Raw genomic sequence first — 21,453 nt, 5'->3', positions numbered from 1 at the left:
CGTGGCCGGCCCTTGTTTGCGAGGGGCGCCCGCCGCACGGCCGCCGGGCGATTCCCCCGAATGCCGATCACCGGGCGTGCCCGGCAGGACTCCGGCAACCCCTTCGGGTGATCAATGGGGCGTTTCAGCGCATGGCCGTTGGGCCGAACGGGTCAACCCGCCTAGCCTCGCGTCACGACCACCTCCGGGACGAGTCCCGTCCGCGGAGGTGGGGAAAATGATCAACCGAAACCACGACGCCCTGTCCGCCCGCTGCCTGCCGGGAGACCCGGTGGACACGAGCCTGCGGCCGGGCGCAGCACAACCACCGGGGGCGACACGATGAGCGCAGTGGTCGCGGTGCGGTTCGCCGCAGGCGTGGTCGCGGAATCCCGCCGCCAGACGCACCTGGCGGCCCGGCCGGAGGGCCCGTTCCCGGCCGCGTGGCGGACCTTGTGCGGCCTGCAGATCCCCTCGTACGTGGCCGAGGTGTCCGAGCAGCCGGCCGGGATGCCGTGCGTGCGCTGCATGTCGCGGCTCCCCGGCCCGTCGGACCCCGAGCTGGAGCGGTGACCGGCGCGCTCCGCGAAAGCGGGCGCGCCGGGACGAGGGGACGCCGGACTACCGCGCGACCGACAGCGACAGCGCGAACTCGGCCGAGTCGTCGAGCCACCAGCTGCCCAGGTCGAACCCGGCCACGGCCAGCTCGTCGGCGATCCGGTCGCGCCGGAACTTCGCCGAGATCTCGGTGCGGATCTCCTCGCCCTCGGTGAAGTCCACGTCCAGCGCCAGCTCGCGCACCCGCACCCGCATCGGGCGCAGCGCGCGCAGCCGCATCTCGATCCACTCCTGATCGGTGTTCCAGCGCGCCACGTGCTCGAAGGCGTCCACGTCGAAATCCGCTCCGAGCCGCCGGTTGAGCACCCGCAGCACGTTGCGGTTGAAATCGGCGGTCACGCCCGCGGCGTCGTCGTAGGCGCGGATCAGCCGCGAGGGCTCCTTGACCAGGTCGGTGCCCAGCAGCAACCACTCCCCCGGTCGCATCGCGGCGCGCAGCGCCCCGAAGAACCCGGCACGCTCCTCCGGGAGCAGGTTGCCGATGGTGCCGCCGAGGAACGCCACCAGCCGCGCGTCGCCCTCGGCCAGGCGCCCGGTGGTGAAGTCGTCGACGATCCCGGAGACCTCCAGCTCCGGGTAGTCGGCCTCGATCGCGGCGACCGCACCGCGCAACGCCGACTCGGACACGTCCAGCGGCGCGAACCGCCGCAACGTGCCGTGCTTGCCGAGCGCGTCGAGCAGCAGCCGGGTCTTCTCCGAGGACCCGGAACCGAGCTCCACCAGCGTCGCGGCGTTGGTGAGCTCGGCGATGGTCAGCGCCGTGCGCCGCAGGATCTGCTGCTCGGCGCGGGTCTGGTAGTACTCGTCGAGCTCGGTGATGCGCTCGAACAGCTCGCTGCCCTCGGCGTCGTAGAACCACTTGGGCGAGAGCCACTTCGGGTCGTCGGTGAGGCCTTCGCGCACGTCGGCGCGCAGTTCGCGGTCGGCGTCGGCTTCGGTGAAGCGCACGGTCAGTTCGGGATGTCGCACGAATCCTCCCCCAGGGACACGACTTCGGTGTGCTCGGCGTCGGCGACCACCAGGCGGCGGTCGGGGATCTCGACCCACGGGTCGGCGGCACCGAACGGTTCGGACGCGACGGTCACCGCGTCCGCTTCCCGGCGCACCCACAGCGAGTGCGTCCAGGTGGTGGCCACGATCCGGGTGCCGTCGGACAGCAGCAGGTTCAGCCGCGATTCGGGCGCGGCGGCGTGCACCTCGCGCACCAGCCGGGCCACCGCGGTCTCGGGAGCGACGCCGTCGTCGAGGAGCTGCCGCAGCAGCGCCCACAGCACGGCGGAGTCGGTGGGCTGGGCGGTGAGCAGGTCCGCGGGGTCCAGCCGGGAGGCGAGCTTGGCCAGCGAGTCCGGCCAGCCGCCGACCTTGCCGTTGTGGCTGAACAACCAGCGCCCGCCGGTCAGCGGCGCGCACAGCTCGGGCCCGACGGGCATGCCCGTGGTCGCCGAGCGCACCGCCGCCACCACCGCTGAGGCCCGCAGGTCGCGGGCCAGCTGCGGGAACGAGGTGTCGGTCCACATCGCCGCACCGTTGCGGTAGGCGCCGGTGGTGCCGTCGTCGCGGAACCAGCCTGCGCCGAAGCCGTCGGCGTTGACGGTCCCGCCGCCGCGCATGTTGTTCGGCGCCCACGACTGCTCCAGCAGCGAGTGCGCCGGGTCGATCAGCAGCTCGGCCAGCGACACGGGCGTTCCGAGGTATCCCAGGTGTCGGCACATGCTCAGCGCTCGTCCGGCAGCGGGGTGCGGGCGCAGCGGAACCCGGCGAAGATCTGCCGCCGGATCGGGAAGTCCCAGTTGCGGAACGTGCCCCGGCACGCGGCGCGGTCGGTGCCGAACGAGCCGCCGCGCAGCACCTTGTGGTCGGAGCCGAAGAACACCTCGGAGTACTCGCGGTACGGGAACGCGACGAAACCCGGGTACGGCAGGAAGTCGCTCGCGGTCCACTCCCACACGTCGCCGATGAGCTGCCGCGCCCCGCACGGCGCCTCGCCCAGCGGGTAGGCCCCGGCGGGTGCCGGGCGCAGGTGCCGCTGGCCGAGGTTGGCGCGGGTCTCGTCGGGATCGTCATCGCCCCACGGGTAGCGGCGGGAGCGGCCGGTGGCCGGGTCGTGGCGCGCGGCCTTCTCCCACTCGGCCTCGGTGGGCAGCCGCTTGCCGGCCCAGGCCGCGTAGGCCTCGGCCTCGTGGAAGCTGACGTGCACCACGGGTTCGTCGCCGGGGACCTCCTCGATCTCGCCGAACCGGCGGCGCCACCACCGGCCGCCGTCGCGGAACCAGAACCGGGGCGCTTCCAGCGAGGCCTTGGTGCGGTAGCGCAGCCCGGTCTCGCTCCACCACTGCGGGTCCCGGTAGCCGCCCGCGTCGATGAACCGCGCGAACTCGGCGTTGGTGACCGGCGTGGTGTCCAGGTAGAACGCCTCGACGTGCACCTCGTGCGCCGGGCGCTCGTTGTCCAGCGCCCACGCCTCGGTGGAGGTGCCCATCGTGAACGGTCCACCGGGCACGAACACCTCGGCGGGCAGCGCTTCGTCGGGTGCCGCGGGCGGGGGTTCGGCGTGCAGCGCGGGTGGGCCGTCGCGGAGCTGGTGGGTGGCCAGCATGGTCTCGTCGTGCTGCTGCTCGTGCTGCACGATCATCCCGAAGGCGAACGCCCGCTCCACGAGCGCGCGCCCCTCCAGCGGGGTGTCGTCGAGCAGGTCGAAGACCTTCTCGCGCACGGTGCCGATGTACTCGCGGGCTTCCCGCGGTCCGAGCAGCGGCAGCTCGGGGCGGTCGGCGCGGCGGTGCTGGAAGGCGTCGTAGAGGTCGTCGATGTCGGGCCGGATGGCCTCGCGGCCGCCCACGTCGCGCACCAGCCACAGCTCCTCCTGGCTGCCGACGTGCGCGAGGTCCCAAACCAGCGGCGACATCAGCGGCGAGTGCTGCTTGACGAGGTCGGCGTCGTCGACGGCGTCGGTGAGCTGCGCGCTGCGCCGCCGGGTGCGGGCGAGTTCGGTGGCGACGTGCTCGCGCAGGTCTTCGGTTCCCAGTTCCTGCAGATCTTTCACCGTGCACTCCTCGAGGTCGTGACGGGCGTGGGTTCGGGTCAGGTTCGGGCGAGCCGCAGGGCGAGGTGCTCGGCGAGGCGGTCGGACAGGCCGATGCCGTCGCCGACGCGGTCGAGCAGCCGGCAGGCGAGGTCGAAGATATCGCGGGCGCAGCGCGCCAGCACCGGGTCGGCGAGTCCGGAGCGGGCGGCGTGCACCCAGCGCCCGGCGGCGGGCGCGGCCATCACGGCGACCTTGTCCACCACGGACTCGTCGCCGAACAGGGCGGCGAGCGCGGCGGTCGGCAACATCCAGTCCGAACCGGACTGCGCGTCCAGGTACCGCACCTCCAGGTAGCCGCGGGCGCGGACCGGCGGGAACACCGTGGTCAGGTGGTAGTCGAGGTCGTCGTGGGTGGGCGGTTCGGGGAGGCCACCGTGGATCCACTCGGCGAAGCTCAGCCCGGCCGGGGCCGACCAGTCGTCGCCGTCGCGCCTGCGGCACACCAGCGACATGTCCAGCATCCGCCGCGCCCAGCCGGTCACCGGATCGCCCTTGGTGGGGCCGGGTCTGGTGCGCGGCGGGTCGGTGTCGAGCAGCACCCGGGTACGGGTGGAGGCCCAGCCGGTGTCGCGGCCGAACAGGCGGGGCGAGTTGGCGAAGGCGGCGATCATCACCGGGCCGAGGGCGTGCAGCGCGTTCCAGCGGGCGGCGATCCGGTCGGGCTCACCGGCGTCCAGGCACACCTGCACGCCCGCGGTGCTGCACATCATCAGCCTGCCGTCCAGGCCGATCCGGTCGAACGCGTTCTCCATCGCCCGGTAGCGCGGCACCTGCAGGATGCGGTGCGGGTGCCGGTGCGGGTCGATGCCGCTGTCGCCGAGCACGAGTCCTGCGCGCTCGACGCGGCGGCGCAGGTAGTCGGCGTCGGCGTCGACGACGCTCAGCAGCGAGCGCAGCGAGGTGGTGGGAAGGCTGGAGATCTCGACCTGGCCGCCGGGCTCGACGGTGAGCACGGAGCCGTTCGGCAGCGCCTGCTGGGGGCTGTCGGGGACCAGGGAGCGGGGTGCGTGCGGGCCGAGCGCGGCGATGAGCGTCGCGGCGTCGAGGGCACGGCCCGGATCGGATCGGTGGTGCACGGTCCATTCGAGTTCGACGCCCAGCAGGCGCGGAGGGCCGTGCTTGAAGCACACCGACGCGACGTAGGCCTCGGCCTCGGCTCTGGTGCGCACGCGCGAGGTGGGGAACTCGTCGGTTGGAGGATCGGCTGAACGATCGGCAGATATCGGCAAGATGATCACCGCCCGTGATTGGCCGGTTACCGACGCTACCGCCCACCTCTGACGGTCGCGAGCCTTGTTCTGCACCGCTGCGGCTGTTATCGCCGACCCCGAGTTCGGTCCACATCGGCCGAAAAACCGCCCGAACGGCACCGGTTCGGGTGTGATGCAACCGAAACGCCAACAAAACGTACGTACGGATTGCGATGGCCGGGACCGTCCTGCGAGGATTCACGGCATGCCTCGGGTCAGCCAGGACCACTTGGACGCGCGACGCCGTCAGATCCTCGACGGCTCGCGGTCCTGCTTCGCGCGCTTCGGGTACGAGGGTGCCACCGTCCGGCGACTGGAAGAAGCCACCGGGCTGTCGCGCGGCGCCATCTTTCACCACTTCAAGGACAAGGAATCGCTGTTCCTCGCCCTGGCCGAGGACGACGCGGCGCGGATGGCCGACGTGGTCGCCGAGCAGGGCCTGGTGCAGGTGATGCGCAACCTGCTCGAGGACCCCACCGGCGCGGAAGCCCGCGCGCTCGGCGCGGACTGGCTGGGAACGCGGCTGGAGGTCTCCCGCAGGCTGCGCACCGACCACGAGTTCCGGGAGCGGTGGGCGCAGCGCTCCGAAGCCCTCACCGCCGCCACCCGGGCGCGTCTGCAGTGGCAGCGCCAGTCCGGCAACCTGCGCGACGACGTGGACGTCGACGTGCTCACCGCCTACCTGGAACTGGTCCTGGAGGGCCTGGTCTCGCACCTGGCGATGGGTCTGCCCGCCCGCCACCTGGGTTCGGTGCTCGACGTCGTCGAGGAGAGCGTGCGACGCCACCGGGGTCGCTGATCCCACAGAACCAACCCCGTTCGGCGTAATCTCGCGTCAGGGTCGGCCGGAACGAAGGAGTGCGCGTGGCCAGCGAGTGGTGGAACCGCTTCCTCGCGTCCGACCCGTCGTTGCGGAGACTGCGCACCGCCGTTCGCGTCACCCTCGCCGTCGCCCTGACCCTCGCGATCGCGGTGCCGCTGCTGGCCTGGTGGGGGCAGCCGCTGCCCAGCGCCATGATCGGCGCGGTGGTGGCCATCAACGGTTCGCTGGGCGTCAACGACCCGGACCGGCGGGGCCAGGCGATCACCTACGCGCTGCTGCCGCTGCCGGTGCTGGCGGCGCTGGGCCTGGCCATCGCCACCCAGGTCTCCCCGCCGCTGCACAGCGCGGTGTTCCTGGTCGTCATCTTCGTCGCGGTCTACGTGCGCCGCTTCGGCCCGCGGTTCTTCCCGCTGGGCATGGTCGCGTTCATGGGGTACTTCTTCGCGATGTTCCTCCGCCCGCAGCTCGCCCAGTTCCCGGCGCTGGCGGTCGCGGTGCTGCTGGGCACGCTCGCCGCGGCGGGCCTGCGGTTCCTGGTGCTGCGCGACGACCCGGAAGGGGTGCTCGCGCGCGGGCGGCGCACGCTGCGCGCCCAGGTGCACGGGCTGCTGCACGCGGTCCGCGACGTCGCCGACCAGCCCGGCTCGACGGCCCGGCGCCGCAAGCTGCACAACCGCTCGGCCCGGCTCAACGAGACCTCGCTGATGCTGGAGAACACCGTCGGCCGGATGGACGAGCTCACCGAGGCCGGCCGCACCGTGCTGCGGCAGCGGATCCTCGACGTGGAGCTGGCCGCGGAGAACCTGGTGACCCGGCTGCTGAGGCTGGTCGACCACCCCAGCGGTGGTGGTGTGGTGCCGCACGCGGTCGGCGCCCTGCTGTCGGTGCTGGAGAGCCGCCCGCGCGAGATCCGCGATGCCACCCGCCGGGTCTCCGAGCAGATCGAGGACCGCGGTTCGGTCGACGTGGCGATGGCCATCCGCAGTCTCGGCACCGAGCTGGCCGAACTCGCCGAGGCGACCGGTGAGCTGGGCGAACGCACCGACGACGCCGAGTCCGACGTCGCCGAGGAGACCGAGGAGAGCACCGAGGAGCAGACCGGGCTGGCCCGCCCGGAGCTGCGCACCGCCATCCAGGTCACGGTCGCGGCCGGGCTGGCGATCCTGCTGGGCCAGCTGGTCTCGCCGAACCGCTGGTACTGGGCGGTGATCACCGCGTTCGTGGTGTTCATCAGCACCAACAGCCGCGGCGAGCTGCTGGTGCGCGCCTGGCAGCGCACGGCGGGCACGATCCTCGGCGTCGTGTCGGGCATCCTGGTGGCCGCGCAGGTCGGCGGCGATCTCACGGCCGAGCTGTCGGTGATCCTGCTGTGCGTGTTCCTGGCGTTCTACTTCGTCGGCTACTCCTACGCGGCGATGACGTTCTTCATCACCACGCTGCTCGGCGCGCTGTACGGGATGCTGGGCACGTTCAACGTCTCGGTGCTGGAGACGCGGCTGGCCGAGACCGCGGTGGGCGCGCTGGCCGGGGTGCTGGCGGCGGTGTTCGTGCTGCCGACCCGCACCCGCGAGGTGGTCCGCAACAACACCTCGGAGTTCCTCGGGGCGCTGCGGGACTTCCTGCGCAGCACCGGCACCGAGCTCAGCGAGCACGGCACCGCCTCCGGACTGCAGGAACCCACCCGGGCCCTGGACGACGCGCTGCAGAAGGTGCTCACCAGCGCCAACCCGCTGACCGCCTACCGGTTCCGGTCGCGGCGCAGCCAGGTGCAGCGGATGGCCGCGAAGCTCAGCGGCTGCGCGTACTACGTGCGCAACCTGTCGGTGGCGCTGGGCGACGCGGCCGAGATGGTCGACGCCGACACCCGGGACCGGCTCGCGGAGCACCTGTGGGCGCTGGCCGATGCCGCCGACGCGCTCACCGAGGAGGGGCAGGTGCCCTTCGACGAGGCGCTGGCCGCCGCGCACCGCCGCTCCGACGAGCTGCACGATCTGTCCGAGTCGCTCACCGACGGCCCGACGTCGCTGCACCGCAGCGTCCGGTTCCTGGATCGCACCACGCAGGTCCTCGACGAGCTGGCGCGCGAGCTCGGCACCGACGCTCACCTGACGGGGTCTCACCTGGCCGGGCGAAGCTGACGCCCCCTTCCGGCGACACGGCATCGAGTCCGCCGATCACCACCCGGACCGCTCCTAGGCTGCGAGATCAACTGCCTGCACGCCTGTGAGGAGCCCCCGTGAAGCGTTCGATCGCGCTCGGCCTGGCGGCGGTGGCCGCGCTGGCCGTCGTCCCCGCGGCGACCGGCACCGCCGTCGCGCAGCCGGCCCCGCGGTTCGGCCCGTGCCCGCAGGACGTGGCCACGCCGTACCCGCAGCTGACCTGCGCCACCGTCGAGGTGCCGCTGGACCACGCGAACCCGGGTGGCGAGCGGATCCCGCTGCTGGTCTCCAAGCTGCCGGCCCGCAACCCGCAGGCCCGCAAGGGATCGCTGCTGGTCAACCCCGGAGGCCCGGGCGGGCCGGGCGTCGACTTCGCGGGCACGCTGGCGGGTCTCGTGCCGCCGGAGGTCCGCGACTCCTACGACCTGATCGGCTTCGACACCCGCAACACCGCGCACAGCGCCCCGATCCACTGCGTCGACCCGGCCTCGTACTGGGCCAACCCGCTGCCCGACCCGGACTCCCCCACCACCCGCGAGGCGAACTGGCAGCGGGCCGAGGCCTACGCGAACGGCTGCGCCCAGCGCGCGGGCAAGTACCTGCCGCACCTGAACACGCCCACCAACGCCCGCGACATGGACGCCATCCGGGCCGCGCTGGGCGAGCAGAAGATCAGCTTCCTGGGCTACTCCTACGGCACCTACCTGGGCGCGGTCTACGGGCAGCTGTTCCCGCAGCGGGTGGACCGGATGATCCTGGACAGCTCGGTCAACCCGGACACCTCGGAGATCTGGTACGGCAACAACCTGGCGCAGGACGTGGCCGCGCAGCAGCGCCTGGAGCACTTCTTCGACTGGGTCGCCCGCCACGACCCGGTGTTCCACCTGGGCACCGACCGCAGGCAGGTCGAGGCCGCCTGGGAGCGCACCCGCGCCGAGCTGCGCAGGGCCCCGCGCGGCCCGCTGGGCCCCTCCGAGCTGATCGAGATCAGCTTCAACGCCCTCTACGGCGAGTCGTCCTGGCAGCCGCTGGCCCAGGGCCTGGCGGACTTCCAGCTGCGCGGCGACGACCGGGCGCTGGCGGCGATGGTGGAGCCGAAGGACGCGCTGGCCGAGAACGGCAACGCCATCTACAACGCGGTGGAGTGCGCCGACGCGCCGTGGCCGACCCGGCGCGCGGAGTGGGAGCGCGACTCCCGGCAGGTCGCCGTCCAGCACCCGTTCGCCGCGTGGTTCAACAGCTGGACCGTGGCTCCGTGCCGGACCTGGCAGGCACCCCGGCAGGAGCCCACGAAGATCACCGGCGCGGACCTGCCGCCGGTGCTGATGTTCAACTCCGAGCACGACGTGGCCACCCCGTACGCCGGAGCGGTCGAGATGCACCGCTCGCTGCCGTCGTCGGTGCTGGTCACCGAGCGGGACGCGGGCAAGCACGGCGTGTGGGCGCTGGCGGGCAACGCCGAGGCCGACCGGATCGGCGCCGACTACCTGGTCCGCGGGACGCTGCCGCCGCGGGACGTCGCGATCCCCGGTCACCCGGAGCCCGACCCGGCGGCCCCGGAGACGCGCGAGTCCCGCACCTACGACCTGCGCTGAACCCGCCCGAACGCGAAGAAGGCCGGTCCCCCGAGCGGGGACCGGCCTTCTTCGCGGATCAGCGCGTCAGAGCACGCCGTGCATGTAGCGCTTGATGCTGCGCGCCGACAGCAGGAGCAGTCCGGCGCAGGCGATCGTGGCGACACCGATGATCGCGAAGTACATCTGCTGGTTGTCCACCGAGTACATCTTGACCACCTGGGCGCCCAGGCCCTGGCCCATCGCGGGCGCGAGCCAGTACAGACCCATCATCTGCGAGGCGAACACCTTCGGCGCCAGCTTCGTGGTGGCCGACAGGCCGACCGGCGAGAGCATGAGCTCACCCACGGTCATGATCACGAACACCAGGGCCAGCATGATCGGCAGGTGCTTGCCGTCGTCGCCGGCGACGAACTTCGACAGCACGACCCACAGGAACGACACGGCGACGAAGAACAGACCGCCGACGAACTTCTGCGGGGTGGAGGGCTGCCGCGAGCCGAGCTTCATCCACAGGGTCGCCATGACCGGCGCGAGGATGATGATCGTCAGCGGGTTGACCGACTGGAACCAGGACGCCGGGATCGCGAACCCGAGGACGTTGAGGTCGGTGTCGGCCTCGGCCAGGTTCGCCAGGGTGTTCGGCTGCTGCTCGAACAGCAGGAAGAACAGGGCGGTGGCCAGGAACAGCGGGATGTAGGCGATCAGCCGGTCGCGCTCGACCTTGGTGATCTCCTTGCTGGAGAGCATCACGGCGAAGTAGGCGATCGGCAGCACCGCCGAGATGATGCTGATCAGGTTGACCAGGCCGTCCAGGCCCATCACGCCGCTGACCGACAGGCCGACCAGCACCAGCACGAACACCAGCGCGATGCCGCCGGCGCGGCCCAGGACGCGGCCCTTGTGCTCGGCGGGCAGCGGGTTGACCGGTTCGCGGCCGCCGCTGCCGAGGTGCTTCTGCCCGACGACGTACTGGATCAGGCCCAGCGCCATGCCGACCGCGGCGACGCCGAAGCCGAGGTGCCAGCTGACCTTCTCGCCGAGGGTGCCCACCACGAACGGGGCGACGAAGGCACCGAGGTTGATGCCCATGTAGTAGATCGAGAAACCGGCGTCGCGCCGGTTGTCGTCGGCGCTGTAGAGGGTGCCGACCAGGCCCGAGACGTTGGGCTTGAGCAGACCGGTACCGATCACCAGCAGCACGAGCCCGATGAGCACGGTGGTCATGCCGCCGGGCAGCGCCAGTCCGATGTGGCCGAGCATGATGATCACGCCGCCGTACAGGACCGCCTTCTGCGCGCCCATGATCCGGTCCGCGAGCCAGCCGCCGAGGACACCGGTCATGTAGACCGAGGCGCCGTAGACGCCGACCACCGAGAGCGCCGTGGACTCGGGTATCCCCAGCCCGCCTTCGGAGACGGCGTAGTACAGGTAGTACGCCAGGATGGCGCGCATGCCGTAGTAGGAGAACCGCTCCCACATCTCGGTGAAGAACAGCGTCAACAAACCGCGCGGGTGACCGAAGAAACCCTTCTGCGGCGCGTCCGCAACCGTGGGTGTGCTCACGATCACGTCCTCTCGTGATTGTTCAGCGCGGCGGTGACCGCGACGACGTTTGACGCAGGTTACTTCTAGGTAGTCTGGATCAGACCATCGGGGCGAGAACCAGCCACCGACCGGCCACAACGGACTCCCCTCGAGGCCAACGCGCCTGGTGAGAAGGTTGCCGCGCGTCGGCTCGGGACGCACGCCTGACCCGTTGCCGACAACTCCGGGAAAGCCGCGAATCGTGATCGTGGCGCTACCGAAAGCACACCGGATCTCCCGGTATACTCGGTATGACCCAATTCCGAGTCGGTCTTTTCTATTCACGGGAGTGAGCACTTCAGTGCCTGCGGCACAATCCCCCGAGGGAAGCAGTACCGAGCCGGGTAGCAGACCCGGCTCCCCCCGATCCACGGTCGCGAGCACGAGGCGGGCCGAGGGTTGATCGACATCCTGCTGGCCGTCGTCGGCCTCCTGTTCATCGCCGTCCTCACCCTGGGCACGGCTCTGGCGGTCGCGGCGGAGTTCTCGCTGACCTCGCTGGAGCGCTCCACCGTGGACGCCCACGTCCACTCGGTGGGCGACAAGCGCGCCCGGGCCGTGCAGCGAGCCCACCGCACCCTGTCCTTCCAGCTCTCCGGCGCCCAGGTCGCGATCACGCTGACCACGCTGATCACCGGTTACGTGGCCGAGCCGCTCATCGGTGACCTGATCCAGCCGGTGATGACCCTGATAGGCCTGCCGCTGGGCGTGGCCGAGGGCGTCTCGCTGGCGCTGGCGATCCTGCTGGCGACGGCGCTGTCGATGGTCTTCGGCGAGATGGTGCCGAAGAACCTCGCGATCGCCCGCCCGCTGCCGACCGCGCGCACCGTGTCCGGCTACCACGCCCGCTTCTCGCAGGTGTTCAAGTGGCTCATCGACGCCATGAACAACAGCGCGAACTGGGTGGTGCGCAGGCTCGGCATCGAGCCGCAGGAGGAGCTGCGCTCGGCGCGCTCCCCCGACGAGCTCGGCTCGATCGTGCGGTCCAGCGCCGAGCACGGCACGCTCGACGAGTCCACGGCCCGGCTGATGGACCGCTCGCTGCGCTTCGGCGACCGCACCGCCGAGGAGCTGATGACCCCGCGCGTCAAGGTCGCCTCGCTGCAGGTCGGCGAGACGGTCGTGGACCTGCTGGACCTCGCCCGCCGCACCGGTTTCTCGCGATTCCCGGTGCACGGCGGCGATCTCGACGACGTCCACGGCGTCGTGCACGTCAAGCAGGCCTTCGGCATCCCGGCCGATCGCCGCGAGACCACGCGGGTGGAGACCCTGACCCGCCCGGTTCCGACCGTTCCGGCCACGCTGGACGGCGACGCGCTGCTCAACCGGCTGCGCGGCTCCGGCCTGCAGCTGGCGGTCGTGGTCGACGAGTACGGCGGCACCGCCGGGATCGTCAGCCTGGAGGACGTGGTCGAGGAGATCATCGGCGACGTCCGCGACGAGCACGACCGGCTGGAGATCGCCGCCGTGCGCAGGCTCGGCGACGACTCCTGGCTGATCTCCGGCCTGCTGCGCCCCGACGAGCTCGCCGAGGCCACCGGCTTCCAGATGCCCGAGGGCGACTACGAGACGGTGGCCGGTCTGCTGCTGTGGCGGCTGGGCCGGATCCCGACCGTCGGCGACAAGCTCGACCTCGACGGCTGGCGGCTGACCGTCATGCGCATGGACAAGCACCGCATCGCCGAGCTGCGCCTGACCAAGCAGCCCGCGCACACCGAGGCGAAGGAGGCCCTCCGATGAGCGACTCCTTCGCACTGCTGCTCGGCGTGCTCCTGCTGGCGCTCAACGCGCTGTTCGTGGGCGCGGAGTTCTCGCTGCTGTCGTCCCGCCGCGACCGCCTGGAGGCGCTGCTGGCGCAGGGCGTCGGCCGGGCCCGCACGGTGATCAAGGCGAGCCAGGAGGGCTCGCTGATGCTCACCAGCGCGCAGCTGGGCATCACGCTGTGCTCGCTGGGACTGGGGCGCCTCGGCGAACCCGCCGTCGCGCACACCCTGGAGGCCCCGTTCACCGCGCTGGGCATCCCGGCGGCCGTCACGCACGCGGTGGCGTTCACGATCGCGCTGGCGATCGTGGTGGTGCTGCACGTGCTGGTCGGCGAGATGGTCCCGAAGAACCTCGCGCTGGCCGAGCCGGAGCGGATGGCGCTGTGGCTGGTGCCGGCGCTCGTCGGGTTCGTGCAGCTGGCGCGGCCGTTCATCGCGCTGTTCAACATGATGGCCAACGCGGTGCTCAAGCTGCTGCGGGTCGAGCCGAAGGACGAGCTGGAGACGGCCTACACCTCGGCGGAGCTGGCCGAGCTGCTGGTGGAGTCGCGGCGCGAGGGACTGCTGGAGCAGTCCGAGCACCGCAGGCTCGCCCAGACGCTGTCGTCGGTGGAGCACACCGTCGCCGACGTGCTGGTGCCGCTGCAGGAGGTCACGACGCTGCCGGGCCGTCCGACGCTGGGCGACGTGGAGCGGCTGGTGGCCGACACCGGCTTCTCCCGCTTCCCGGTGCGCGGCGACGACGGCAGGCTGCTGGGCTACCTGCACGTCAAGGACGTGCTGGACCAGGCGGGCGACGACCCGGGCACGCCCATCGCCGACGCGCGCAGGCGCGATCTTCCGACGGTGCCGGTCACCGCGCGGCTGGACGAGGCGATGGCCTCGCTGCGCCGGGCGGGCAGCCACCTGGCCGCGGCGGTGGACGCGGGAGGCGTGGCGGTCGGCGTCGTGGCGCTGGAGGACCTCGTCGAGGAGTACGTCGGCACGGTCCGCGACGGCACGCACGTGCACTGAGCGGGCGAGGCGCGGTGGCCCCGCGCCTCGCCCATCTGGCCCAACTTCGGCGGAAACCCCGGGGCAGCGGGCCCGCCCGAACGGCCGCGAAATCCCGTTTTCCCAGTTCGCGCGGGGGATGCCCCCGGCGCGGACGGGAGAGCTCACTCGGTAGTGTCCACGCGTGCGAGATGATCAGCTCTCGCCGTCCCACGCGGACACATCGACTTCGGGCCGCGTGGTCGGCGGCAGATACCGGCTGGACCGCACCATCGGCAAGGGCGGGATGGGCTACGTCTGGTCCGGGACGGACGAGCTCCTGGAGCGACCGGTGGCGGTCAAGGAGCTGCACCTGCCCGCGAACGTGCCCGAGGAGGAGGCCGCCGACCTCCGCGAACGCGCGCTGCGCGAGGCACGCGCGATGGCCACGCTGAGCCACCCCAACACCGTGATGCTCTACGACGTGGCGCGCGAGGGCGGCAGCCCGTACGTGGTCATGGAGCTGGTCCCGGGCCAGAGCCTGTCGGCGATCCTCAAGCGGCACCGCGCGCTCAACCACTACCAGCTGGCCGTGATGATCGACGGGGTGGCGGCCGCGCTCGACGCCGCGCACCGGGTCGGGATCGTGCACCGCGACGTCAAGCCCGGCAACGTGCTGCTGGGCCCGCGCGGGCAGGTCAAGCTGGCCGACTTCGGCCTGTCCCGCAACGTCGCCGAGACGACCATGACCCGCTCCGAGGTGCTGCTGGGCACGCCCGCGTACCTGCCGCCGGAGATCGCCCGCCGCGGCACCCTCGACGCCTACGCCGACCTGTGGGGGCTGGGCGCCACGCTGTACTCGGCGGCGGAGGGCCGCCCGCCCTACGACAAGACCAACGACCCGCTGGTCACCATCAGCGCGATCGTGCACGGCCCGCTCCCCCGCCACCACCAGACCGGCCCGATCGGCGAGGTCCTGGGCGGTCTGCTGGTCAAGGACCCGGAGCGGCGGATGCCGCTGGTGGAGGTGCGCCGCAGGCTGCACGAGATCGTCCGCTCGGCCGGCGACGAACCGTTCGAGCCGCTGCTGGACCCCAACACCCCGGCCGCCACCGAGCGCATCCAGACGCCCCCGGCTCCCCCGTCACCACCCTCGATGGCGCCGTACAGACCCGCGCGGCAGGCCGATCGCCGCCAGTCCATCCCGCACGTGGCACCGACCCCGCCGTCGCAGCCGCGCCCGGGGGCCACCCCGGCCGGTTCCTCGCAGGACCGCTCGCGGCCGTGGATCCCGCCGCAGCAGGTGCGCGCGGCGCAGCCGAACCTGCCCGCGCAGTCCGGGGCGTGGCCGCGGGGTGCTGTTGCGGATGAAGGGGAAGTTTTCATGAAAACTTCCCCCACCCCCGAAACGCCCGCGCCGAAGCGCCGCTTCGGCCGGACCACGATCATCGCGGGCTCGGTGACGCTCGCGCTGGTCACCGGGGCCGCGACGTTCGGGTTCCTGGTCGGTCAGAGCGAGCCGCCGGGGCCGGATTCGTCGCTGAAGCGCAGCGAACCGATCGGCGACGCCTACCGGCAGATCCAGGCCGAGGTGGCCGGATGGGCAGGACCGAGGATCTCCACGGCCACCTACCAGGGCACCACCTTCGCCGGGCCGCTGCCGTCCGGGCACGTGCTGCGGTTCGACGCCGTGGACTTCGGGACCAACGCCGCGCGGAAGATCAAGGCCCGGTTCCGCAGCTCGGTTCCGGCCACGGCCCATGCCGCGGTGTCGGTCCGGCTGGACACCACCAACGGCGAGAAGGTCGGGCAGATCCAGATCGTGCCCACCCGCGGCTGGGCCACCCTGGAGACCGCCCTCACCCGGCCCGTCACCGGCACGCACGTGGTCTACCTGGTGGTGAGCTCCGACGTGGGTGGCGAGGCGCTGCAGCTGGACTGGGTGCAGTTCGCTCGCTAGTTCCCCGCTTCGGTACCCTGACCAGCGATGTTGGTGTTGAGCGAGCAGGAGTGGCGGGAGCGGCAGAGCGCCCACCGGGAGCGGGTGTCGCATTGGACGGTCCCGCACCGGCAGCGGCAGCACCACCAGCGCAAGCACCCGGTGCTGGACTTCCTGTTCACCTACTACTCGTTCCGCCCGGCCCGCTTGGAGCGCTGGCAGCCCGGGGTGGGCGTGGCGCTGGAGAACGGCCGGGAGTTCCTGTCCCGCAAGGGTTTCACCGACACCCCCGAGGGCGTGGCGCTGGATCCGGCTGCGCTGACCGACAAGCGCCGCGACTCGGCGGAGTTCATCCTCGGCCTGCTCAGCGCCACCGCGTCCCGCCCGGCCCGGCTGGGCTGCTTCGGCCTGCACGAGTGGGCGATGGTCTACCGCACCGAGCCGGGCGACGTCCGGCACGCCGGGTGGCCGCTGCGGCTCGGGCACCGGGGCACCGACGAGGTCGTGGAGTCGATGCCGATCAGCTGCACGCACCACGACGCGTTCCGGTTCTTCACCCCGCAGGCCCGCCCGCTCAACGCGCTGCAGCCCTCGCGCGCCGACCAGGTCCGGCTGGAGCAGCCGGGCTGCCTGCACGCGAACATGGATTTGTTCAAGTGGGCCTACAAGCTCGACCCGTTCGTGCCGGGTGAGCTGCTGGCCGACTGCTTCGAGCTGGCGGTGCGGGTGCGCGAGCTGGACATGTGCGCGAGCCCCTACGACCTCGGCGAGCTGGGCTACGAGCCGGTGGCGATCGAGACCCCGCAGGGCCGCGCCGAGTACGTCCGCCGCCAGCGCGAGTTCGCCGACGAGGCGGCGGTCCTGCGCTCCCGCCTCATCGACACCTGCCGCGACCTGCTCACCTGGGGCTCACCCCAGCCGGCGTGACCTCGGCCCGGCGGGGAACGCGTGCGGACAGGTACGCCCCGGCCAGCACGAGCACGACGCCCACCAGCGACAGCGGCCGCAGGGGTTCTCCCGCCACGGCTCCGATGAGCACCGCGACGACGGGCACCAGGTAGGTGGCGAGGGAGGCCCGGGCGGCCCCGACTCGCCCGACCAGCGTGGCGAAGCACGCGAAAGCCACTCCGGTGCTGATGATTCCGAGCACCGCGACGGCGGCGAGAGCGGTCGGGGTGGGCGTGGAAGCGCCCAGCCCGAGCAGCCCGGCGGGCGTGGAGAGCACGAGGGCCGCCAGCTGCGCGCGCCAGATCACGGGCAGCGCTCCGTTGCGCGCCTGCAGAGGTCCGGTCAGGTTGAACGCGACGCCGTAGAGCGCCGTCGCGCCCAGCACCATGAGGACACCGGTCGCGCTGCCACCTCCGGTGATCTCGGGCAGGTTCACGGCGACGACCCCGAGGAACCCCACGGCCAGTCCGAACGACAGGTGCGTTCCCGGGCTCTTGCGCGTCACCAGCATCGCGATGAGGACCGTGAACAGCGGCGCCGAGCCGTTGATCATTCCGGCCAGCGCCGACGGGATCGTCCGCTCAGCGGCGGGGAACAGCACGAACGGCACCGCCATCCACACCAGCCCGAGCAGCACCACCGACCACCGGTCCCGAGGTACCCGCAGCGGAACCCGCGCGGCGGGTACCAGGGCCAGCGCCGCCGCCCCGAACAGCAAACGCAGCCACGCCACGGTCGCCGGGGCGAAGTCCTCGGCTCCGATCTTGATGAACAGGAACGACGTGCCCCACCCCGCGGCGGAGGCGAGGAGCAGGAACCAGTCGCGGACGGCGAACGGACCCGGAGCGTGCTGCGCGGAAGCCATGTCCTCCATGCTCGGGACTCCGCCCGCGCGCTCCAGGACAAGCTAATGTTTCTTGCCCTGTTCCATTAGCATTGCTTCTATGTTCGACGTGGTTCGGGCTCGTTCCCTGCACGCGGTCGCGCGCCACGGGACGATCAGCGCGGCCGCGGCGGCGCTGCACCTCACCCAGTCCGCGCTCTCGCAGCAGCTGGCGCGCCTCGAACGCGAGGTGGGTCAGCCGCTGCTGGTCCGCCGGGGTCGGGGCGTGGTGCTGACCGACGCAGGCCACCTGCTCGTGGAACGCACCGAGGAGATCCTCACGCGCATCACCGCTGCCGAGACCGCGTTGGAGGCCCAGCGCGGCCGGGTGACCGGGCGCATGGCGGTGGCGGCGTTCGCGACGGCGACCCGCGCGATCCTGCCCGCGGCGCTGCATCACCTCCGGCGGCACCACCCCGACCTGCGACTGGAGTCCCGCGAGCACGACCCCACGGCGGCGCTGGAGCTCCTGGTGCGCGGGGACATCGACCTGGCGGTCATCGACGAGTGGGACCTCGCCCGGCCTCCGCTACCCGACGGCGTCGACGCCGCGCACCTCATCGACGACGTCTCCGACCTGGCGCTGCCCACTTCGCACCGGCTCATCTCGGAAGCGGGGCCGATCGATCTGGCCGAGTGCGCGGACGAGTCCTGGATCTCCTGGGAACCCGGCGTGCGCGCGCACGCATGGCTGACCCGGGAACTGCGCGAACGCGGCTGCGGGTTCTCCGTCGCCCACGCCGCGAGCGAGCACCAGACGTTCCTGGCGCTGGTCGCCGCCGGGCTGGGCATCGCACTGGTCCCGAGGCTGGGGCGAGGCCCTGTGCCGGACGGGGTGGCGCTGGCGTCGCTGCACCGGCCGCCAACGCGGCGGGTGTTCGCCGCCTGGCGGTCCGACACCGCCGACCGGCCCGCGGTTCAGGCGGCGTTCGCCGCGCTGCGCGCAGCGGTCGGCGGTGAGCTCAGCCCGCGCTCGTGACGGGTTCCGCGGTCTCCTCACTACGACGCCGGGCGAGGACGACGAAGACCAGCACCGCCGACAGCGACAGCGTGCCCATCACCAGGCCCATCGGCACCTCGGTGTGCGAGCCCGCGATGCCGACCAGCGGCGAGACCAGGCCGCCGATCATGAACTGCAGCACGCCCAGCAGCGCCGAGGCGCTCCCGGCCATCTCGCGGTGGCCGGACAGGGCCAGCGCGGTGGCGTTGGGGAAGACCAGGCCGATGCTGGCCACGGTCACGAACAGCGCGGGCAGCAGCGCCGGGAGGCCCAGGCCCAGCACGGTCGAGACGGCCACCGAGACGCCGCCGACGGCGTTGCCGCCCAGCCCGATCGCCAGCAGCCGTCGCGAATCGACCTTGCCCACCAGCAGGCCGTTGATCTGGCCCATGGTGACGATGCCGATCGAGTTCACGCCGAAGACCAGGCTGAACATCTGCGGCGACAGCCGGTGCACGTCCTGCAGCACGAACGACGAGCCGGAGATGTAGGCGAACATCGCGGCGAAGGCCAGCGACGCCGACAGGGCGAAGCCGACGAACGAGCGGTCGCGCAGCAGCGTGCAGAACGTGCGCAGGGTCTGCGGGAGGCTGCCGGGCCTGCGCTGCTCCTGCGGCAGCGTCTCGGGCAGCGCGAGCAGGGCCGCCACCAGCAGAGCGGCGCCGATCGCGCACAGCGTCACGAACACCCCGCGCCACGAGGTCAGCCGCAGCAGCTGGCCGCCGAGCACCGGGGCCAGCACCGGCACCACGCCGTTGACCAGCATCAGCAGCGAGAAGAACTTGGCGAGCGCGACCCCGGAGAACAGGTCGCGGACGACCGCGCGAGCGATGACGATGCCGGCCGCGCCGCCGAAGCCCTGCACCAGCCGCAGCGCGGCCAGCGCGTAGGCCGACGGGGCCAGGGCGCAGGCCAGCGAGGCGAGGGCGAACACGACGACGCCGATCAGCAGCGGGCGGCGGCGGCCGTAGGTGTCCGACAGCGGGCCCATCACCAGCTGCCCCAGCGCGAGACCGGTCGTGCAGGCCATCAGCGACAGCTGCACCTGGGAGGCTCCGGCGTGCAGCTCGCCGGCGATCGCCGGGAGCGCGGGCAGGTACATGTCCATCGACAGCGGCCCGAACGCCGACATCCCGCCCAGGATCAGCGCGAACTTCGCCCGCGACGACTCAGCCATCCCACCCTCGATCGTTCGCCCCGCAAACCACTTCGGGGGTCACGGTAACCCGGGTCCGACGACGGCGGCGATGAGTCGTTCGTCGCACGAGACGATCACCGCTGGCCGCGCCCGCACGCGGTGAGGGGGCTCACCGGCCCCAGAGCGGGCCCTGCCAGCCGGTGGTGCCGCGCAGCTCGCGCTTGAGCAGCTTGCCGCCGGGGTTGCGCGGCAGCGGCTGGTCGCTGAGGTGCACGAACTGCGGGATCTTGAAGTCCGCGAGCCGGTCGGCCAGCCGCGCGGGAAGCTGCGCGGCGTCGAAGGTCTCGTCGGCGACGATCACCGCGCCCACCTTCTCCCCCATCACCTCGTCCGGGACGCCGACCACTGCGGCCTCCACCACGCCGGGCACCGTCGCCAGCGCGTTCTCGACCTCGACGGAGTAGACGTTCTCGCCGCCGCGGTTGATGACGTCCTTGGCGCGGTCGGCCAGGTGGACCAGCCCCTCGTCGGACACGCGCGCCAGGTCGCCGGTGCGCAGCCAGCCGTCGACGAAGGTCGCGGCGGTGGCCTCGGGCTTGTTCCAGTAGCCGGCCACCACGTTGGGCCCGCGGATCAGCAGTTCGCCGACGCCGGTGTCCGGGTCGGGCTCGCGCACCGCCACGTCGACGACCGGCGCCGGGAACCCGACCGAGTCGGCGTGCTCCACCGAGTGCTCGTGCGGCAGGAACGTGGCGATCGACGAGGTCTCGGTGAGCCCGAACCCGTTGCCGACCCGGGCCTGCGGGAACGCGGCCTTGATCCGCTCGACCAGCGCGGGCGCCATCGGCGCGCCGCCGTAGGAGACGTGCCGGACCGAGCTGACGTCGAACTCGGCGAAGTCGGGTTGCTTGAGCGCCAGCGCGTAGATCGCGGGCACGGTGGTGAACATGGTGATCCGCTCGGCGGCGATGACCTCGAGGAACCGCCGCACGTCGAACTTCGGCAGGATCACGGTCGCCCCGCCGAAGGACAGCTGCAGCAGCAGCTGGGTGTTGCAGCCGGTCACGTGGAACAGCGGAACCGACACGAGATTGCGCGTGCTCCAACCGGTTTCGGCGTCGATACCCTTGGCGCGGCAGACGTTCTCCACGTTGGACAGGAAGTTCTCGTGGGTGGTCATCGCACCTTTGGGCAGCCCGGTGGTGCCGCTGGTGTAGAAGATCGCCGCCACCTCGTCGCGGGAGAGGTCGTCGACGACGTGCGGCTCGCCGTCGGGCAGCGGGTCCTCGGGCCGGACGGTGAACGCCGCGCCGGAGTCAGTGAGCACGTAGTCGATCTCGGGCGGGGCGAAGCGGGTGTTGACCGGCACCGCGATGGCCCCGGCGAGCTGGGTGCCGAGGAAGGTCAGCACCCAGTCCACGCCCGCGGGCAGCAGGTTGGCGACCCGGTCGCCGCGCCCGATCCCGGCGGCGCGCAGCCCGCCGGCGACCCGGGAGGCCCGGTGCCACAGCTCCCGGTAGGTCAGCCGACCGCCGTCGACCTCCACCAGCGCCTCGCGGTCGCCGAAGCGCTCGACGCTCGCGCGCAGCATGTCCACCAGCGAGTCGGGCAGCCCGGTGTAGCGGGCGATGCCGTGCTCGTCGCGTTCGATGCCGGACTCGTCGAACATCGCCTGACCTCCCCGTCGAGTGCGACCGCGCGATCACGGTCGCCCGCCGGATGTGCGGGGTCAAGC

Annotated in this window: 17 protein-coding genes; 9 read left to right on the top strand and 8 right to left on the bottom strand. The window is 72.1% G+C overall.

What is annotated here, in order from left to right; genetic code table 11:
• Positions 1 to 321 precede the first annotated feature (321 nt).
• On the top strand, positions 322 to 552 hold the full coding sequence (locus tag BM424_RS24685; protein WP_093422622.1) for a hypothetical protein: 231 nt from the start codon (positions 322 to 324) through the stop codon (positions 550 to 552).
• A gap of 48 nt (positions 553 to 600) precedes the next feature.
• Here BM424_RS24685 and egtD read toward each other — a convergent pair whose 3' ends face one another.
• Genes egtD through egtA form a run of 4 tightly spaced genes read right to left on the bottom strand, consistent with a single transcriptional unit; the run spans position 601 to position 4,851 of the window.
• Positions 601 to 1,566 carry an L-histidine N(alpha)-methyltransferase gene (gene egtD / locus BM424_RS24680; protein WP_093422619.1) on the bottom strand — a complete coding sequence of 322 codons (966 nt, stop codon included), beginning with the start codon at positions 1,564 to 1,566 and terminating at the stop codon, positions 601 to 603.
• Positions 1,548 to 2,309 carry an ergothioneine biosynthesis protein EgtC gene (gene egtC / locus BM424_RS24675; RefSeq protein WP_093422616.1) on the bottom strand — a complete coding sequence of 254 codons (762 nt, stop codon included), beginning with the start codon at positions 2,307 to 2,309 and terminating at the stop codon, positions 1,548 to 1,550. Before egtC ends, egtD begins: the two co-directional genes overlap by 19 nt.
• A gap of 2 nt (positions 2,310 to 2,311) precedes the next feature.
• Positions 2,312 to 3,640, bottom strand: coding sequence for an ergothioneine biosynthesis protein EgtB (egtB, locus tag BM424_RS24670; RefSeq protein ID WP_093422614.1), 1,329 nt, complete (start codon positions 3,638 to 3,640; stop codon positions 2,312 to 2,314).
• Between the two features lie 38 nt (positions 3,641 to 3,678).
• Positions 3,679 to 4,851, bottom strand: a complete 1,173-nt coding sequence (egtA, locus tag BM424_RS24665) for an ergothioneine biosynthesis glutamate--cysteine ligase EgtA (protein WP_245776106.1) — start codon at positions 4,849 to 4,851, stop codon at positions 3,679 to 3,681.
• A 286-nt stretch (positions 4,852 to 5,137) separates the two neighbouring features.
• Between egtA and BM424_RS24660 the strand changes: the two genes are divergently transcribed.
• From BM424_RS24660 to BM424_RS24650, 3 genes are all read left to right on the top strand, one after another.
• Positions 5,138 to 5,731 carry a TetR/AcrR family transcriptional regulator gene (locus tag BM424_RS24660; RefSeq protein ID WP_093422612.1) on the top strand — a complete coding sequence of 198 codons (594 nt, stop codon included), beginning with the start codon at positions 5,138 to 5,140 and terminating at the stop codon, positions 5,729 to 5,731.
• A 65-nt stretch (positions 5,732 to 5,796) separates the two neighbouring features.
• Entirely contained in the window at positions 5,797 to 7,893 is a 2,097-nt protein-coding gene (locus tag BM424_RS24655) for an FUSC family protein (RefSeq protein ID WP_093422610.1), read from the top strand.
• A 98-nt stretch (positions 7,894 to 7,991) separates the two neighbouring features.
• Complete coding sequence (locus BM424_RS24650; RefSeq protein WP_093422607.1) at positions 7,992 to 9,509, top strand: alpha/beta hydrolase; 1,518 nt, start codon at positions 7,992 to 7,994, stop codon at positions 9,507 to 9,509.
• 66 nt (positions 9,510 to 9,575) lie between these two features.
• Here BM424_RS24650 and BM424_RS24645 read toward each other — a convergent pair whose 3' ends face one another.
• Complete coding sequence (locus BM424_RS24645) at positions 9,576 to 11,054, bottom strand: peptide MFS transporter (protein WP_342742650.1); 1,479 nt, start codon at positions 11,052 to 11,054, stop codon at positions 9,576 to 9,578.
• Positions 11,055 to 11,477: 423 nt separating this feature from the next.
• Here BM424_RS24645 and BM424_RS24640 point away from each other — a divergent pair, with 423 nt between their 5' ends.
• The 4 genes from BM424_RS24640 (at position 11,478) to BM424_RS24625 (ending at position 16,676) form a co-directional block, all read left to right on the top strand.
• On the top strand, positions 11,478 to 12,815 hold the full coding sequence (locus tag BM424_RS24640; protein ID WP_093422799.1) for a hemolysin family protein: 1,338 nt from the start codon (positions 11,478 to 11,480) through the stop codon (positions 12,813 to 12,815).
• Positions 12,812 to 13,852: a hemolysin family protein gene (locus tag BM424_RS24635; protein ID WP_093422605.1), complete on the top strand. Its 1,041-nt coding sequence runs from the start codon at positions 12,812 to 12,814 to the stop codon at positions 13,850 to 13,852. Before BM424_RS24640 ends, BM424_RS24635 begins: the two co-directional genes overlap by 4 nt.
• 217 nt (positions 13,853 to 14,069) lie before the next feature.
• Positions 14,070 to 15,770, top strand: a complete 1,701-nt coding sequence (locus BM424_RS24630; RefSeq protein WP_093422602.1) for a protein kinase domain-containing protein — start codon at positions 14,070 to 14,072, stop codon at positions 15,768 to 15,770.
• 27 nt (positions 15,771 to 15,797) lie between these two features.
• On the top strand, positions 15,798 to 16,676 hold the full coding sequence (locus tag BM424_RS24625; RefSeq protein WP_093422600.1) for a 3-methyladenine DNA glycosylase: 879 nt from the start codon (positions 15,798 to 15,800) through the stop codon (positions 16,674 to 16,676).
• On the opposite strand, the gene BM424_RS24620 is transcribed toward BM424_RS24625, so the two are convergent.
• Complete coding sequence (locus BM424_RS24620) at positions 16,648 to 17,562, bottom strand: DMT family transporter (protein WP_175548253.1); 915 nt, start codon at positions 17,560 to 17,562, stop codon at positions 16,648 to 16,650. The genes BM424_RS24625 and BM424_RS24620 overlap by 29 nt on opposite strands.
• A gap of 79 nt (positions 17,563 to 17,641) precedes the next feature.
• On the opposite strand from BM424_RS24620, the gene BM424_RS24615 reads away from it, so the two are divergent.
• Positions 17,642 to 18,559: a LysR family transcriptional regulator gene (locus BM424_RS24615; protein ID WP_093422595.1), complete on the top strand. Its 918-nt coding sequence runs from the start codon at positions 17,642 to 17,644 to the stop codon at positions 18,557 to 18,559.
• On the opposite strand, the gene BM424_RS24610 is transcribed toward BM424_RS24615, so the two are convergent.
• On the bottom strand, positions 18,543 to 19,757 hold the full coding sequence (locus BM424_RS24610; protein WP_093422592.1) for a Bcr/CflA family multidrug efflux MFS transporter: 1,215 nt from the start codon (positions 19,755 to 19,757) through the stop codon (positions 18,543 to 18,545). The genes BM424_RS24615 and BM424_RS24610 overlap by 17 nt on opposite strands.
• A gap of 130 nt (positions 19,758 to 19,887) precedes the next feature.
• Positions 19,888 to 21,387, bottom strand: coding sequence for a class I adenylate-forming enzyme family protein (locus BM424_RS24605; protein WP_093422590.1), 1,500 nt, complete (start codon positions 21,385 to 21,387; stop codon positions 19,888 to 19,890).
• Between the last annotated feature and the right edge of the window lie 66 nt (positions 21,388 to 21,453).

Origin of the sequence: Saccharopolyspora flava (assembly GCF_900116135.1) — a bacterium.
GTDB classification, from domain to species: domain Bacteria; phylum Actinomycetota; class Actinomycetes; order Mycobacteriales; family Pseudonocardiaceae; genus Saccharopolyspora; species Saccharopolyspora flava.
This window is presented reverse-complemented; position numbering and strand designations above follow the sequence as displayed.

Excerpts from the sequence above, each read along its gene's own strand:
- BM424_RS24685 (WP_093422622.1), top strand. The coding sequence starts at position 322 with ATGAGCGCAGTGGTCGCGGTGCGGTTCGCCGCAGGCGTGGTCGCGGAA.
- egtC (WP_093422616.1), bottom strand. The coding sequence starts at position 2,309 with ATGTGCCGACACCTGGGATACCTCGGAACGCCCGTGTCGCTGGCCGAG.
- BM424_RS24660 (WP_093422612.1), top strand. The coding sequence starts at position 5,138 with ATGCCTCGGGTCAGCCAGGACCACTTGGACGCGCGACGCCGTCAGATC.
- BM424_RS24635 (WP_093422605.1), top strand. The coding sequence starts at position 12,812 with ATGAGCGACTCCTTCGCACTGCTGCTCGGCGTGCTCCTGCTGGCGCTC.
- BM424_RS24625 (WP_093422600.1), top strand. The coding sequence starts at position 15,798 with ATGTTGGTGTTGAGCGAGCAGGAGTGGCGGGAGCGGCAGAGCGCCCAC.
- BM424_RS24620 (WP_175548253.1), bottom strand. The coding sequence starts at position 17,562 with ATGGCTTCCGCGCAGCACGCTCCGGGTCCGTTCGCCGTCCGCGACTGG.
- BM424_RS24615 (WP_093422595.1), top strand. The coding sequence starts at position 17,642 with ATGTTCGACGTGGTTCGGGCTCGTTCCCTGCACGCGGTCGCGCGCCAC.
- BM424_RS24610 (WP_093422592.1), bottom strand. The coding sequence starts at position 19,757 with ATGGCTGAGTCGTCGCGGGCGAAGTTCGCGCTGATCCTGGGCGGGATG.
- BM424_RS24605 (WP_093422590.1), bottom strand. The coding sequence starts at position 21,387 with ATGTTCGACGAGTCCGGCATCGAACGCGACGAGCACGGCATCGCCCGC.